The 16712-nt window shown below is 41.0% G+C and carries 10 protein-coding genes and 2 pseudogenes; 10 read left to right on the top strand and 2 right to left on the bottom strand.

Annotation, left to right across the window (positions count from 1 at the left end; all coding sequences use genetic code 11):
* Together ABPH35_RS08165 and pcrA are read left to right on the top strand one after the other, a co-directional pair.
* A partial coding sequence (locus tag ABPH35_RS08165) for a mucin-binding protein (RefSeq protein ID WP_368849707.1) occupies nt 1–1650 on the top strand: 1650 nt, incomplete at its 5' end.
* A gap of 194 nt (nt 1651–1844) precedes the next feature.
* Nucleotides 1845–4121 carry a DNA helicase PcrA gene (gene pcrA, locus ABPH35_RS08160; RefSeq protein ID WP_368849706.1) on the top strand — a complete coding sequence of 759 codons (2277 nt, stop codon included), beginning with the start codon at nt 1845–1847 and terminating at the stop codon, nt 4119–4121.
* 43 nt (nt 4122–4164) lie between these two features.
* On the opposite strand, the gene ABPH35_RS08155 is transcribed toward pcrA, so the two are convergent.
* On the bottom strand, nt 4165–4368 hold the full coding sequence (locus ABPH35_RS08155; protein WP_349989254.1) for a hypothetical protein: 204 nt from the start codon (nt 4366–4368) through the stop codon (nt 4165–4167).
* Between the two features lie 162 nt (nt 4369–4530).
* Here ABPH35_RS08155 and rexB point away from each other — a divergent pair, with 162 nt between their 5' ends.
* From rexB to ABPH35_RS08120, 7 genes and pseudogenes are all read left to right on the top strand, one after another.
* Nucleotides 4531–7776, top strand: a complete 3246-nt coding sequence (gene rexB / locus ABPH35_RS08150) for an ATP-dependent nuclease subunit B (protein WP_349989253.1) — start codon at nt 4531–4533, stop codon at nt 7774–7776.
* Complete coding sequence (gene addA / locus ABPH35_RS08145; RefSeq protein WP_349989252.1) at nt 7766–11365, top strand: helicase-exonuclease AddAB subunit AddA; 3600 nt, start codon at nt 7766–7768, stop codon at nt 11363–11365. The genes rexB and addA overlap by 11 nt, the downstream gene beginning before the upstream one ends.
* A gap of 472 nt (nt 11366–11837) precedes the next feature.
* Entirely contained in the window at nt 11838–12335 is a 498-nt protein-coding gene (locus tag ABPH35_RS08140) for a YkgJ family cysteine cluster protein (protein WP_349989251.1), read from the top strand.
* A gap of 292 nt (nt 12336–12627) precedes the next feature.
* Entirely contained in the window at nt 12628–13500 is an 873-nt protein-coding gene (locus tag ABPH35_RS08135) for a DUF4300 family protein (RefSeq protein ID WP_349989250.1), read from the top strand.
* A gap of 4 nt (nt 13501–13504) precedes the next feature.
* Nucleotides 13505–13804, top strand: a pseudogene (locus tag ABPH35_RS08130) (hypothetical protein); the annotation flags it as partial.
* Between the two features lie 787 nt (nt 13805–14591).
* Entirely contained in the window at nt 14592–15617 is a 1026-nt protein-coding gene (locus ABPH35_RS08125; protein ID WP_349989249.1) for a hypothetical protein, read from the top strand.
* Nucleotides 15618–15705: 88 nt separating this feature from the next.
* Nucleotides 15706–15810, top strand: a pseudogene (locus ABPH35_RS08120) (class I SAM-dependent RNA methyltransferase); the annotation flags it as partial.
* 408 nt (nt 15811–16218) lie between these two features.
* On the opposite strand, the gene ABPH35_RS08115 reads toward ABPH35_RS08120, so the two are convergent.
* Complete coding sequence (locus tag ABPH35_RS08115; RefSeq protein ID WP_349989257.1) at nt 16219–16440, bottom strand: helix-turn-helix domain-containing protein; 222 nt, start codon at nt 16438–16440, stop codon at nt 16219–16221.
* A gap of 136 nt (nt 16441–16576) precedes the next feature.
* Between ABPH35_RS08115 and ABPH35_RS08110 the strand changes: the two genes are divergently transcribed.
* On the top strand, nt 16577–16712 hold a 136-nt coding region (locus ABPH35_RS08110; RefSeq protein ID WP_368849669.1), incomplete at its 3' end, for a recombinase family protein.

Here is a 16712-nt window from a genome sequence, read left to right as displayed (position 1 = left end):
TGGATGCCTAAGGATGGCGATAGCACGCTAGAAGGACAAGCCTTGCCAGTGAAAGCTGGTTACACAGCGACTACTGCAACGAAAAATGGAGCAGTTGTGACACCACAATCAACGACAGAAGCAGTGATCGTTAATGAAACTGCGACAGACATCACGGAAGTGGTTATCTACAGTCCGGATGCCAAAGCACCACAGCTTGCCGTGATTAAGTATGAGGATGAAGCGGGCAATCTTGTACCTAGCTCAGCACTTGATGGAGAAAGTCCAGTCGATACAGAGGTAGGTAGCGAAGGTGAGGATATCACGTATTCTACAGCGTCTAAGATTGAGAAGTTGAAGAAACACGGATATGAACTTGTGACAGATGGCTTCACAACAGCGGATGGTCGTAAATTTGACAATACCCCAGATGAGCCAGGTAAGGATCCAAGTCAGGTATTTAAAGTAACCGTTCGACCACAGATGTCAACTGTCACACCAGATCCAAACAATCCAAGTAACCCGACACCGAAAGATCCAAACAATCCAGACAATCCAAGAACACCGGTTGTACCAGGACAACCAATTGATCCGAATAATCCAGACGGACCAAAATGGCCAAATCCAGGAAAACCAATTGATCCGAACAACCCAGATGGACCAAAATGGCCAGAGGATAAAGGGGTATCAGAGAAAGACTTGATTAAGAAAGTCACACGTACCATCAACTATGTCTACGAAGATGGAAGTGAAGCAGCTGAAACTCGGACAGAAACCGTAACCTTCACACGTACCGCAACGGTAAACCATGCGACAGGTGAGGTAACGTACAGTGCTTGGACAGTCAGCGATAAGGTTGATGCGGATAAGAATCATGACGGCAAGTGGAACGAGGAAGCTTCCCCAGTGATTACAGGCTACGTGACAGATACAGCTGTTGTAGCGGAAGAAACACCAAGTGTTGAGACAGCGGATAAGACAGTGACAGTTACCTACAAGAAACTAGGAAACTGGATTCCTAAGATTCCAGATGGGGCAACACCAGTCGATCCGACACCAACGGATGGTAAGGATCCAAAAGAACCAATTCCGTATCCAAACGATCCGAAGGATCCAACGAAGCCTGAAACACCAACGAAAGACACTCCAACACCAATTCCGTATGTACCAGGCTATACACCAGAAGATCCAAATGGAAATCCGTTGAAACCGGTCGATCCGAACAATCCAGAAAAAGGATATATCCCACCAGTTCCAACGAATCCAACGGAAGATATTGAGATTTCGTATGCGAAGGATCCAGAACCGCAACCTGAGCCTAAGCCAGAGCCGCAACCTGAGCCTAAGCCAGAGCCACAACCTGAGCCTAAGCCAGAGCCACAACCTGAGCCTAAGCCAGAGCCACAACCTGAGCCTAAGCCAGAGCCGCAACCTGAGCCTAAGCCAGAGCCACAACCTGAGCCTAAGCCAGAGCCGCAACCTGAGCCTAAGCCAGAGCCACAACCTGAGCCTAAGCCAACACCGCAACTAGATCAATCAACAGATCCTGCTAAGGCAGAGTTGCCAAATACAGGTGATACAGTAGACAATGCTGCATTTGCATACGGTGTTACTGCATTAGGTTTTGCTGCTTTGCTTGGACTCAGCAAGAAAAAATCAGAAGAAGAGTAATTTGAACGTTGATATCGAGTTGATTATGCGATGTCATCATCTCATCGGCTGATGTAAGAAATAGTCAGAAAGGTATCCTTTCTGACTATTTTATTTGCTGGATTTTTGATATAATAAGAGAATTGGAACTCCGAAAAAAACAAGAGCTGGTGGTCTACTTGGTTTTCAATGGAGGTAAGAGATAAGGAGAAAAGATGAATCCTTTACTAAATGGAATGAATGACAGACAGGCGGAGGCAGTTCGAACGACAGAAGGGCCATTGCTTATTATGGCAGGAGCAGGTTCTGGTAAGACACGGGTCTTGACCCACCGGATTGCTTATTTGATTGATGAAAAATTAGTTAATCCTTGGAATATTTTGGCGATTACCTTTACCAATAAGGCGGCACGCGAGATGAAGGAGCGGGCTTTTGCGCTCAATCCTGCCACCCAAGATTGCTTGATTGCGACCTTCCACTCCATGTGTGTACGGATTTTGCGCCGGGATGCGGATCACATTGGCTACAATCGCAATTTTACCATTGTTGATCCAGGTGAACAGCGGACCTTGATGAAGAGGATTTTGAAAAATCTCAATTTGGATCCGAAAAAGTGGAGCGAACGTTCGATTTTAGGCACGATTTCGAATGCCAAAAATGACTTGATTGACGAAGTAGCCTATGAAAGTCAGACAGGTGATCTTTATACGCAGATTGTCGCCAAATGTTATACTGCCTATCAGAAAGAATTACGCATGAGTGAGGCAGTTGATTTTGATGATTTAATCATGCTGACCTTGCGTTTGTTTGATCAGAATCCAGATGTGCTGACCTATTATCAGCAGAAATTCCAGTACATCCATGTCGATGAATACCAAGATACCAACCATGCCCAATACCAGTTGGTCAAGTTGCTTGCATCACGGTTCAAAAATATTTGTGTCGTAGGAGATGCAGACCAGTCAATCTATGGCTGGCGTGGAGCGGATATGCAAAATATTCTTGATTTTGAAAAAGATTATCCAGAGAGCAAGGTTGTTTTGCTGGAAGAAAATTATCGCTCTACTAAAACAGTTTTGCAAGCGGCCAATGATGTGATTCAAAACAATCGCAACCGTCGTCCGAAAAATCTCTGGACACAAAATGATGAAGGTGAGCAGATTACCTACTATCGGGCACGTGATGAGCAGGACGAGGCACTTTATATTGCTACTCAGATAGATGACATTGTACGAGCTGGTCGCTCTTATCGTGATTTCGCTGTCCTCTATCGGACCAATGCCCAATCTCGGACGATTGAAGAAGCTCTTTTAAAAGCCAATATTCCCTATACCATGGTCGGTGGAACCAAGTTCTACAGTCGCAAGGAAATTCGTGATGTCATTGCCTACTTGAATGTCATCGCAAATCCGGCAGATAATCTGTCCTTTGAGCGGATTGTCAATGAGCCAAAACGTGGTGTAGGGCCTGGTACGGTGGATAAACTCCGTGATTTTGCTCAAATGCAGGAGTTCTCTTTATTAGAAGCAAGTCAACAGATTATGCTGTCTGGCATGAAGGGTAAGGCAGCCCAAGCTGTCTTTGACTTGTCACACTTACTCTATCAGTTACGAGACCAGTTAGATGAACTTTCGATTACAGACTTGGTAGAAGCTGTTTTGCAAAAGACAGGCTATACCGAGTCGCTCACCGTTCAAGCAACCTTAGAAGCAAATGCTCGAATAGAGAACTTGCAGGAATTTCTCTCTGTGACCAAGCATTTTGATGAAGAATCGGAGGTGGAAGGAGAGTCGGGCCTTGAAACCTTGAGTCGATTCCTCAATGATCTAGCCTTGATTGCAGATACAGATGACGGAGACCGAGAGAGTTCAGAAGTGACCTTGATGACTCTACATGCGGCAAAGGGCTTGGAATTTCCAGTCGTATTTTTGATTGGAATGGAAGAAAATGTCTTTCCACTCAGTCGAGCTGCTGAAGATGAGGACGAATTAGAAGAGGAACGCCGCTTGGCCTATGTGGGGATTACGCGGGCAGAAAAGCAGCTTTATTTGACAAATGCGAATTCACGCCTGCTCTTTGGTCGCAGTAGTTACAACCAGCCGAGTCGCTTTATTAGAGAAATATCGAGTGATTTGTTGGATTACCAAGGCTTGGCAAGACCTGCAAATACTGCTTTTAAGGCTTCTTATGTCAACGGTCAGACCAGCAAGTTTGGTCAAGGGATGAGTTTACAGCAGGCCATTCAGTCGCGCAAGTCTCAGATTCAGCCTCGCAGTTTGGGAGATGATTTGCCGTTTGGAAAATCCAGCGCCTCTACACAAACAGACTGGGCGGTGGGAGACATTGCTGTTCACCGCAAATGGGGACGAGGAACGGTTCTTGAAGTGACTGGTAACGGAGCAAGTCAAGAGTTGAAAATTAATTTCCCAGACTTGGGTCTCAAAAAAGTCTTAGCCAGTCTGGCTCCAATTGAGAAGGAAAATGAAGCATAAAAAAACGCCTAGAACTCAGGGTTTCTAGGCGGTTTTCTCTCAGTTAGCAATTAAAACCGAGGAAGAGGAGGGATAGAACAATATAGAGCAAGCACCCTAAAATCACTAGGTAGCCGAGGAGAAAAATTGTTTTGACTTTTTTCGATAAGTTGAGAGTATTGAATCGCTTGATAAAGGCAATTCCAAGCATGATATAGGCGATAAAAATGATGATTAAAAGAAGATGAAAATAGAGTAAGATGGACATAGGGGGCTCCTTTCTGGTAAAATGGATCAGTGTGTAATCGTTTTCTTGATATTATTTTATCATTTTTTTTAGCATGTCAACTAATTTAAATAAAACGATTTCTTTGTTTGATTTTTGGTATAATGGAAAGAGATTCACAGAGATAGGAGTGACCAATAGCCGATGAAATTATATTATGCAGCGATTCGTTATCCTTTGACCACTTTTTTGGCCAAAATGGCAAGGGAGTATACACAGGAAGGCAAGCGTGTTTTTTATATTGCTCCCAATTCGCTATCCTTTGAGAAAGAGAGAGTTGTCCTTTCTAGTTTGGAAGAAAAAGGTTCCTTTGACATGATGGTCACGCGTTTTGAGCAGTTGGCCCGCTATTTTTCTCTCAATCAGACAGAAGAAAGTAAAGTGTTAGATGATTCGGGTTTTGTTATGCTCCTTTTTCGGATTTTATCACAAATGGATGAGACAGAGTTCAAGGTCTATGGAAAGGTGAAGCAAGATATTCCTTTTATTCAGCAGTTGGTGGATTTGTATAAGGAAATGCAACGGTCTAATCTGACAATTGGGGATTTGGTCAACTTGGATTCTCCAGACAAAGAGGCGGATTTGGTCATGATGTTGACAGCTTTTGAACAGGCCATGATGAGAGAAGGTTTTCACATTGCTGGGAAAATGGCTTCATTTCGTAAGGCTGTTGCATCCGACCAGCTCAATCAGGAATTGGAAGATGTAGTCCTTATTGTGGATGGCTTTACCCGTTTTTCAGCTGAGGAAGAAGCCTTGATTGCAGCTCTACATGGCCGAGTAGCTGAAATTGTCATTGCTACCTATGCCAGTCAAAAAGCCTATCAATCTCCTTACATTGAGGGAAATATTTATCAGGCAGGGGTGGAATTTCTCGGTCATCTAGCTCAGACCTTTCAGACCAAGCCTTGCTATATAGAAGCTGAGGCAGATGGGTCTGTTTTTACGAGCCTTTCAAAAGCAGTTGAACGGCACTATGATTTTTCTGGAGGCCAGGTAGAAGGGATAGCTATCGACCAGTCAGCCATCCAGCTATGGCATGTCACCAATCAAAAAGAAGAAGTCCGTCAGGTTGCCCTCAGCATTCGCAATTTACTTCACCAAGGTGAACGGTATAAGGATATTGTTGTACTCTTGGGCGATGTAGATAGCTATCGCTTACAGTTAGGAAAAATCTTTGACCAGTATGATATTCCCTATTACCTAGGACGAGCAGAGGAGATGAGTCATCATCCCTTGATTCATTTCATTGAATCCTTGGAGCGGTTAAAGCGCTACCGTTTCCGGACAGAAGACATGCTCAATCTCTTAAAATCAGGTCTCTATCAGCAGTGGTCTCAGGATAAGTTAGATCTCTTTGAGCAGTATCTCTTATTTGCAGATGTGAAGGGACAGGCTCAATTTGAGCGAGCTTTTACCACTAAAAATGGCAATCGGTACGATGTGGACATGCTAAATTCTATTCGTGAGAGCATCATGAAGCCCTTAACGACCTTCTTTAGGGCTCGTGCCCAATCAGGCAGGAGTTTACTAGCTAAGTTCAGTAGCTTTTGTGAGGCAATTGCACTACCAACCAATATGGAGGCTTTATCAGCACACTTTGGGGAGTCCGAGCAGGAAAAAGATGAACAGGTCTGGAATCGCTTTGTCCATCTCTTAGAGGATATGCACCAAATTTTTTCAGATAAGAATCTGACGGTGGCTGATTTTCTGGCAATTTTACGAGCTGGAATGCTAGCAAGTACCTATCGGACAGTTCCTGCTACCGTTGATGTAGTACGAGTTAAATCCTATGATCTGATTGAACCACATACAGCCAAGTATGTCTTTGCACTTGGTCTCACGCAAGCCAATTTTCCAAAGTTGGGAAAAAATACGAGCTTACTGACGGATACAGAGCGCCTGCGAATGAACGAAGCAACTGGTCCCTTTGCACGATTTGATGTGGTCAGTCGTGAACATACTAAAAAGAACCACTTTGCCATGATTTCTCTTTTGAATGCTGCAAGCAAGCAGCTGGTTTTGTCTGCTCCACAAGTAGCAAATGAGACCGATGATGAGCTATCCCCTTATCTGAAATTGTTGCAAGAGTTTGGAATCAAAAAAGAAGAAAAAGGCAAGGAAAAAGGTTTGCAACCATCGGACTTGGCTCACTATAAGAGCCTCTTGGCTCGTGTCATTGAAGCCAATCGTTTATCTTTTGAGGTTGAATGGACCAAGGCAGGAGAAACCTTCTGGATGGTAGCGATTCGCTACCTGCGTAAGAAATTAGAACAAGAGCAGATTGTGATTCCAGCGATTACGGGTGAGGTCGAGACGAGTCCTTTAGCAGCTGAGACACTTGATCTTCTTTATCCCACAGACGAGCCACTTATTTTATCCGCTTCTAGCTTGACGGATTTTTATCAGAATGAATATCTTTACTTTATCAAGCATGTCTTGCACTTGAGAGAACGCGACAGTATCCATCCAGATGCGCGTAGTCATGGGAACTTTCTTCACCGTATTTTTGAGAAGGTCACGGCCAATCAGAGTAGCCAGTCTTTTGATGAAAAATTACAGGACGCAATAAGAGAAACACGTCAAGAACCGACTTTTGAAGCCCTGTATCAGTTTAATACGGAAAGTCAATTTTCAGAAACTGTTCTGCTCGATATTGCGCGTGCAACCTCTCTGGTTCTACAAGCTGATCCAATCACTCAAGTTGTAGCTAATGAAGCTGTTTTTGGTCGAAAACAAGAGCCGTTTTTAATCTTGGAAAATGGACGACCGCTTCAAGTTGTGGGAAAAATGGATCGTCTGGATCAGCTGACTTCAGATCAGGCCTTTGGGGTAGTGGACTACAAATCAAGCGAAAATCAGTTTAAGATTGATCGTTTTTACAATGGTCTCAGCCCACAGCTGATGACCTATATCGCAGCGGTTCAGCAATTACCAGAGTTTAGCCAATCAGAGAAGATTTTTGGGGCCATGTATTTGCATATGCTAGATCCAATTGTTGCTTTGACGGACATGAAGTCAGATGATCAAGCTCTTGAAAAAGCCTATAAGTCCTTGGTTTATAAGGGATTATTTATCGAAGAAGAAAGCAATCGTCTCAATCAATTCTATGCAACATCCAAGGCCACGATTTATACAGAAGAAGAGTTAGGCACCCTGTTAAGCCATAACCAGTCCTTGTATGAAGGAGCAGCCAAGAGGATTCTAGCAGGGCAGTTTGCGGTGAATCCCTATACGGAGGATGGGCGCTCTGTCGCAGGCAATCAATTAAATGCCATTACTGGTTTTGAAGCAGATCGCCATTTCCCATTAGCCCGCAAATTGATAAGGGGTGGTAAGAAAGAAGAATGGCTAGAAAGAATGAAGAAAGGAGTAGCAGATGAGTTTTGAACGATTTTTAAGCCCCTTAGAGATTGCAGAACTGCAACGAGCAGAAGCACAATCAGATACCAAGCAAAAACGGACACCAGAGCAGATTGAAGCCATTTATACCAATGGCCAAAACGTTTTAGTATCTGCTTCAGCTGGTTCAGGAAAGACCTTCGTTATGGTAGAGCGCATTTTGGATAAACTAAAGAGAGGAATTCGGATTGACCAGCTCTTCATCTCGACCTTTACAGTGAAGGCAGCAGGCGAGCTAAAAGAACGGATTGAACGAAAGCTAACACAAGCCATCCTTGACAGTCAGGATGAAGAACAAAAGCGCCACTTGTCTGAACAGTTGACAAATCTTCCAAAAGCTGCGATTGGGACCATGGATGCCTTTACCCAGCAGTTAGTGACAACCTATGGTTATCTCTTAGGAATTGCTCCGACCTTTCGTATCTTACAGGATCAAAATGAACAAGACTTGCTCAAGCAGGAAGTATTTGCAGACTTATTTGCAGACTATATGACAGGAAAAGATCAAGCTGTCTTTCAACAATTGGTGCGGAATTTTTCCGGTCATCGCAAAGATAGCAAGGCTTTTCGAGAAGTGGTTGATCAAATTCACACCTTTAGTCAGTCAACTAGCAATCCCCGTGCCTGGTTAGAAGAAACCTTCTTAAAAGGTCATACGGAATTGACGAGCCTTGAAAGCCTGCCTTTTTCGATTTTTGAGGGCTTGTTGGACAGTATGGAGCGAGCCGCCAATGATTTACAGGATGTGACGGACTTACCTGATTATAAAAAAGAGACTAAGGCTGGTAAACCAACGGTTAATTATACCAAGCATTTGGCAATGATTGTGCGATTGAGAGAGTTGGTGGCAGAGCATGACAGAACGAGGAAAGTGGAGCAGTTGCCAGGGTTAGTTGCACAGGTGGTTGACCTCTTGCCTTCTGGTGATGAGGTAACAGTGGCTGGTGAGAAATACCCAGTCTTTAAGGACTTGCAGACACGTCTGACCAGTTTGAAACATCTGGAAACGGTTCTTGTCTATCAGCCCCGCATTCTTCCTTTATTGACGCTGCTGAGAGAGTTTGTCCTTGATTTTTCTGACCAATATTTGCAGCGGAAGATGCAGGAAAATAGCTATGAGTTTACCGATATTAGCCATTTTGCCATTCAAATTTTGACAGATTATCCAGAGATTCGACAACTCTATCAGTCAACCTATCATGAAGTCATGGTCGATGAATATCAAGACAATAACCACATTCAAGAGCGGATGTTGGACTTGCTATCAACTGGCCAAAATCGCTTCATGGTGGGAGATATTAAGCAGTCTATCTATCGATTTCGTCAGGCAGATCCACAGATTTTCCAAACGAAGTTTGAATTGTATCAGGCAGATCCGACAGCTGGTCATTTGATTCTCCTCAAGGAAAATTTTCGTAGCCAGTCTGAAGTGCTAGATGCGACAAATGCGATTTTCACACGCTTGATGGACAGGGAAGTGGGGCAAATTACCTATGATGAAACCCATACCTTGGTTGCAGGAAGTGATAACCAGAAAATTCCTCATCCAGCAAATCAAATGGAATACCTCATTTACAACACGGATGTTGATGAGGAATTGGACCAAGAAGGAGTCAGTGCTGGTGAAGTGGAGTTGGTTGCTAAGGAGATTATTCGCCTGCATAACGAGGAGCAAGTTGCCTTTTCCGATATTGCACTACTGGTGTCTTCTCGGACACGAAATGAGGCTGTTTTACGTAGTTTTGAGCAGCATGGGATTCCCTTGATATCTGATGGGGGTGAGGCTCACTATCTCAAATCCTTGGAAGTCATGGTCATGCTTGATACCTTGCGGACGATTAACAATCCCTTCAATGACTATCCATTCCTTGCTCTCTTGAAATCCCCTATGTTTCGCTTGACAGAAGATGAGTTGACTCGAATTGCCTTACAGACAGAATCAGCCTATTTCTATCAGAAATTCCAGTTGGCTTTAACTGGCCGTGGAGCCCATGCTCAATTGATTTCTCCTACGTTCAAGCAAAAGTTGGAACACATTCAAAGTTATCTAGTGGATTGGAGAAGCTATGCGAAAACTCATTCCATTTATGATTTGATTTGGAAGATTTTTAACGATAAGTTTTACTATGACTACGTTGGTGCCCTACCCAATGGAGAAAAGCGCCAGGCCAATCTTTATGCTCTTGGCTTGCGGGCGGATCAATTTGAAAAAACAGGCTTTAAGGGGCTGGCTCGCTTTATCACCATGATTGATAAGCTGATAGAGAGCGATTATGATTTGGCAGATGTCGAAGTTACCAAGCCACAAGATGCGGTTCAGCTGATGACCATTCATAAGAGCAAGGGCTTGGAATTTCCCTATGTCTTTTTACTGAATATGGACAAGGCATTTAGCCGCCAAGAAAGCAACAATCCGATTATTCTGAGTAGAGAAAATGGAATTGGGGCTCAGTATCTAGCAGATATGGGGGATAAGTTTGAAACTCCGCTACCTCACGTGCGTGTCCGAATCAATACGCTCCCTTATCAATTCAATAAGGATGAATTAAAACGCTTGAGTCTGTCTGAACAGATGCGCTTGCTTTATGTGGCCATGACACGGGCTGAGAAGAAACTATATCTGGTCGGAAAAGGAAGCCAGGAAAAATTGGCTACCAAATACGATGGAAAATCCCGTTTCGGTGTGCTTGCCCAGTCTACGCGAGAGACAATGACGAGTTTTCAGGATTGGATTTTAGCCATTGAAGAAGCCTTTAAGGGACAGGACTTGCATTTTAAAAAGACCTTTGTGGAAGCAGCAGAGCTGACTCCAGAAAAAATCGGTCAATTGAAGGTGACCTCCTCTTTACCAAAGGATACAGTGCAAGATAACCGTCAGTCAGAAGAGATTGTCGCCGCACTGAAGCAATTAGAATCTGTGGCACAACTCAATCAAGAGTATCAAGCAGCGATTGACTTGCCGAGTGTGCGGACACCGAGTCAGATTAAAAAACTCTACGAGCCAGTTTTAGCAGATGATGGACTAGCTATTATGGAAAAATTTGTTCCCAAGCGGAAATTCAGCCTACCAGATTTTGCCAGTCAACAGGTAACAGGAGCGCAGATTGGTTCGGCTGTCCATGAGCTCATGCAACGTTTGCCATTGGTGACTCCGATGACCGTTGAGCTTGTAAAAGAAACGCTATCAAAAGTTAAGGCCACAGAAGCCGTTAAGGCAAGGATTGATATGGGCAAAATTAGGGCCTTCTTTGAAACTCCACTGGGACAAGAAATTCTGACACAGAAGGCATCAGTTCGTAGAGAGCAACCATTTGCTGTGTTGCAAACTGATGCGCGTGCCAATGAGGAGTATGTTCTACGTGGAATCATAGACGGCTTTATCCATTATGGAGACCGCATTGTCCTCTTTGATTACAAGACGGATCACTATCAACAGCCTAGCCAGTTAGTTGAGCGGTATCGTAGTCAAATGCAGCTTTATGCAGATGCTCTCAAACAGGCCTATCAAGTAGAAAGAGTAGAGAAATACTTGATTCTACTAGGTGGAGAGAAGATTGAAGTAGTGAACGTACCATAACAATAAGAGGGATAGGACCAATCGTGACTGCGAAAAACGATTGTCCCCCCTCTTTTATTGATAATACTCTGTAAAAATCTATGGTATAATAATACTCAGCTAATTTCAAAAAATAACTTTGTTTGATCTTTTCTTAAGTAGTGCGGATGGAAGCACCCTCTCACTAGTTGAGGATTATTGCATAATCCTTATTTCCAACCTTCAACAGTCCCCCAGACTGTTGAAGCAATCCTTATTTTTGAGCCTAGGTCTTAAAAATTCCGTTATTAGTGACAGTGTTGCTGTCACTAGTAATACCACTCCGGTGAAAATAACCTTTCAAGCTCACTTCGTTCGCTCCAAACTGCGGAATCTAAGAACCTGTATTCACAGCTCAGCAACTCTATTTAGGGCTTATTTTGCTATTTGATACATCGTGTTATTTTTTGATTTTGGATGAGTATAAGGCGACAATAAGGAAATAAAACGAAACATGAATCAAAGACAGATTGATATTGAGCAGTATAAACAATTAGCCCAGCAAAAGCAGGGGGAGCACCGTAAATTTTTAGCTGGTTTAAAGAAAAAAGCGCCCAAGGACTTAGATAAGATTGTGCAGCAGATACATCAAGAGGTTTTTGAAGAAATTGACTGTACAGCCTGTGCCAATTGTTGCAAGACTTTAGGACCTCTCTTTACAGAGGCAGACATTACCCGCATTGCCAAGCATTTTCGGATGAAACTGCCTGTCTTTGAAGACCTCTATCTCAAGGTAGATGAGGACGGTGATAAGGTTTTTCAAGCTATGCCTTGTCCATTTTTAGGGGAGGACAATCTGTGCAGTATTTACGATGTTCGACCCAAGGCTTGTCGGGAATTTCCCCATACGGACCGCAAGAAAATCTACCAGATTAATCATCTAACCATCAAAAATACCCTAACCTGCCCCGCCGCCTATCTCTTTGTGGAGAAGTTGAAGGAGCGGGTGTGATAGGAAAAATTCTATTCTTCAAAGACAGATGAAACTGTTAATGAATCAAAGCTAGAGAAACTCTAAAGGAGTAGCCGTGATGGCAAAGTATATCTTATATACAGATGGTTCTTTTCACCATAAAAATCATCAAAAAACAGTTTCAGCTGTGATTCATCACATCCTATCCTCTACTTGAGTAGAAAATCCGGTTAAATTTTGATAAAATAGGCTAATATTCTTCATGAAAACAGTCTTAGTGCTGGAACTGTGATGAGAGATTGAGGAAGAAATAAATTGAAGGGAAGAATAGATGAAAACCGTTTTTAGAGGGATGAAGGTAGGTCTTTGTGTAGCGGTACTTTTAGGATTGGGAGCTTGTTCACAGGTACCAAAAACAGCAGAATCACCAGTAACCAGTGAAACAACAGTGACAAATTCGTCACAAGAAGTCCCACAGTATACAAACTTAGATAGCAAGAGTAGTGTTGATGAGGTGAAAGCGTCCTTGTCTGCACAATTGGATCAAAACAGTGTGGAAGATTTCTTTACACTCGTGAATGAGTACAATGAAATTGTCCATTCTGTTGGTTTGCAAGGAGAATTTGCCCCTTTTAGGCAAACAGAGTACGATGTGGAAAACATTAGCAGTCTATGGAATGCTAAGAAAGGTGATTTTGTGGGAACGAACTGCCGGATTAACACCTATGTTCTGTTGAAAAATAACATTAAAATTCCTCAAATCGAAAAAGATGATGCCCTACTATTTATCGATAATGATGCGATTGATAAAGGAAAACTGTTTAGTGCGGAAGATAAAGAAGCATTTCAGCGACTATTCTCAAGAGTGAAGACAGAAAAAACAACAGATCTCAATGTTCATGCGAAAAAAATGGAGAACTTCCTTTCACAATTTCAGTTTAACGAAAATGCAAGAATGCTTTCTGTCGTTTTGCATGATAACTTAGATGGCGAAACGCTATTCATTGGGCATGTCGGAGTCTTGGTCCCAAGGAATGATGGATTTCTATTCGTAGAGAAACTATCGTTTGAGGAGCCCTATCAGGCAATTAAATTTAAGACCAAGGAAGATTGCTACCAGTATCTGTTAGTGAAATACGCAGATTATACCGGAGAAGGGTTGGCAAAACCATTTATCATGGATAATAACAAATGGGTGCAGTAAGCAAAAGACCTTTATAGACCTCTATATGAAATCAGGACTCTACATTACTGAGATTGTGAAACGACTGTATAATAGTGACGGTCTTATTTCAGCCTTTCCAGATCAATCACAGCGATTAAAGCATATCCTTGAAAATCAGGTTTATGTTTTTGCGCCGACAGAGATTATTTATAATATTGCAAGTAACTTTATCTTTGGACATCATGCACAGGAGATTAGTCGGAAGAATTTTGTACGATATGACACAGTTCCAGCAGCCAAGGAAGGCAGGATTCAAGAAGTTGTAGATAAGTATTTTCGATAGTACTTTCAAGAGTGGTCAGGAAATCATCGTTTGATTTCTTGACCACTCTTTATTTTTTGAAGAATAGTTATACCTAGACTGGATAAGCCATCGATAAAATTGACAAATTTCCCCCTCTAATATGGTATAATGATACTTGAATTGAATCGTTACATTGTGCCCCCCCCTTTTTGACAGCTTGCACCCCCCTAGAAAGGAAAAACCGTAAATTGTATTACAAATTTCTACTATTCGAAATAAGTAGAAGTTAAATGATACAAATAAACGATTAAAAGTCTTTGAAATTGCTTGGTTTCAAGGTTTTTGTATGACTGGAAATCTTTAAGGGAAAGTAAAATGATATTTTTATCGTTCAAACAGAGGAGACTGGGGGCTAATCTTTGTAATCGTTAAAAAGTTTCAAATCGTTAAATGATATTAAAGAAAAATGCTGTAGAAATTGCTAGTCTTTAGTTATTGGAGATATAAGGGAGATTAGCATGTTCGCTATAGTTTTCCACTATTGTCGCATGACTTTTGTTGTGGTATACTTATTTTAAAGTAAGTATGAGGTATACTGTGAGTAACTCAAATTGATTTATATGGATATTTTCAATCAAAAAAGAAATATTATTTATAGAAGTGTCGAGAATGGTTTCCAACCGTAGGACGTAAGTAAGTAAAAATCGGAAAAATTATATTGATATTTCGTTAGGTGACAGAGATTGACTTTTTTTGTGATTTCTACATATTATAATAGTAACTTTAGTGGTTATTGCTATATAATAGGAAATGGGAGTAAAATTGAATGGTAGAAAAATTCAAAAAATTTTTTGAGAAAAATATTGGAGTACATTTTTTAACGATTTTAGGTATGAATGCTGTAATAATATTTTTGTTGTGGTTTATTCCATCTGCTTGTGTCCCTTATAAGCGATATGTCTTTCTAGGTGCTAATCTGTTGATTATTTGGGTGTTTTGGCTTGCTAGTTGGGCTAATAAGAGTAAATCCCAGTTGCCAGAAACTGATGATATTCTTTTAAAAGATTTTTATAAGCAAAAGTATAAGAAGGAGAATGTCGCGTTTTTAAAAGGTTTGGTATGTTGGAGTACAGGTGTACTATTCGTTTTGAATTTTTGTATTATTGTATTTGATTCAAATTCTAGACATTATTCTTTTAGTAATTGGTTATTGCTGCAATTGATTATGTTATTAATAATTGATATGGGAGTGGTTTTTTGGAATAGTGTCTTGAGAGGGATTTATGATATCTCATACGATACATATCCCAAAGACAAAAAATATTGGTTGAGAGTTTGGAATTATTTAAACTATAGAGATGAAGCAGAGAAGCTTAAGAAGGAAAAAAAATATTTAGGGTATATTTCTGTTGTTTTAAAGAATCGTGATAGTATTACAACTGATGATGTAGTTAGGGTAAAAAAATCACTAAAGGATATTGATATTGATGAATTATTAATCTTGTCTAAAATGAAGTTAATTCCAGCCTATTCAAGTATGATGGAGCTCTCAGTCCAAAGGATTAGGTCATTTAATCTAAAATATCTTTTTGGTGGTACAGTGCTATTATCGGTATTTAATACTGTCGGCACTAAAATTGACTTTAATAGCATATTAGAACAGTTAACTTTTCAGCAAATATCTTATTTGGTATTTATAATTATCATTTTGTTGATATTGCTATATTTTTTATATGCAAGTATAGAGAATGTCCTATCTAGTAAGAGGAAAAGAAGTCAAATTGAACCACTACTTTATGCTTTGATTGATGAAGAGATTGAACGAAGAGTGGAAAAGGTAGTTAGAAGGTAGAAATTGAATGCCTGATTAATTGTATTTTATAAATTTAAATATACTTCGTTGATTTTCAAAACTGTATTTTGTTTTGTAGTATAACCCCAAGCTCTACCAAGAACAAGGCTACACGCTCCGTAACATCCAGCCTGTAGACTTATTCCCGCAGACGCATCACGTTGACTGCGTCGCTCTGCTCGTAAAAGCCTAGAAACCTTTGAACGAAAGGGATAGTAAAAAGCCTTGATTGCAAGGCTTCAGATTGAAGAAAAAGTCCATTTTGGACAACTTTCTTCAATCTTTTTTCCTTTATTTGAGAAATAAAAAAACTTTTAAAAATACCGCTATATCAGTATTTCTAAGGTTTTCTGTTATATGCTTGTTTACCTAAAAAATAAAAATTTTTCTATCACTAATAGGGTTTGTCTACGTTTTGAAGCCTTGCTTGCAAGGCTTTTTGTCGTATAGGGGTAAGTACCAGAGTAAGATTTGAAATTGAACGAGTAGGTTTGATAGCATGATGTTGATGTGATTTATTTCCATAAACTCTAGGGGGTATGGATTTGTTTCCATATACAATGGGTTTATGGGAATAAATGTACCCCTTAATTTATGAAACTCAAGCAATGTTTAGTTTAAGGAAGTAAGAGTTTAGATTTTGATTTTCAGTGAGTATAAGATAAGAACGGTGACAACCCCCTCGTGCAGCATGGATAAGCTCAGATAGACCTTCTTGTTCATATTTTTTCACCAAACGCCAGATGGTATCATGAGAGAATCCAATTAAGTCAGAAATGGCTTTATAGGTCAACTTTTGAGAGCGTAAATAGACCGCTTGAATCCAGTTGTGATAGGGGGAGAGGTGTTGAACCTTGAGAGCTGATTTGAGTTCTGAGATGTTTTTATTCCACCATTATTTGATGATTATTCTTTTTTTGAAATAATAATACTCATCAAAAAATGAAGGAGAGATAACAATGAGATATGGCTATATCCGTGTTTCTACAAAGGAGCAAAATATTGATCGCCAATTGGCAGCAATGTTTGAGGAGGGACTTTGTCAAAAACAATTGTACATTGACAAGATGTCAGGAAAAGATTTTAATCGAACAG

Origin of the sequence: Streptococcus handemini, from assembly GCF_040984445.1 — a bacterium.
Lineage (GTDB): Bacteria > Bacillota > Bacilli > Lactobacillales > Streptococcaceae > Streptococcus > Streptococcus handemini.
Note: the sequence above shows the minus strand (reverse complement) of the source record. Positions and strands in the feature narration are given on the sequence as shown.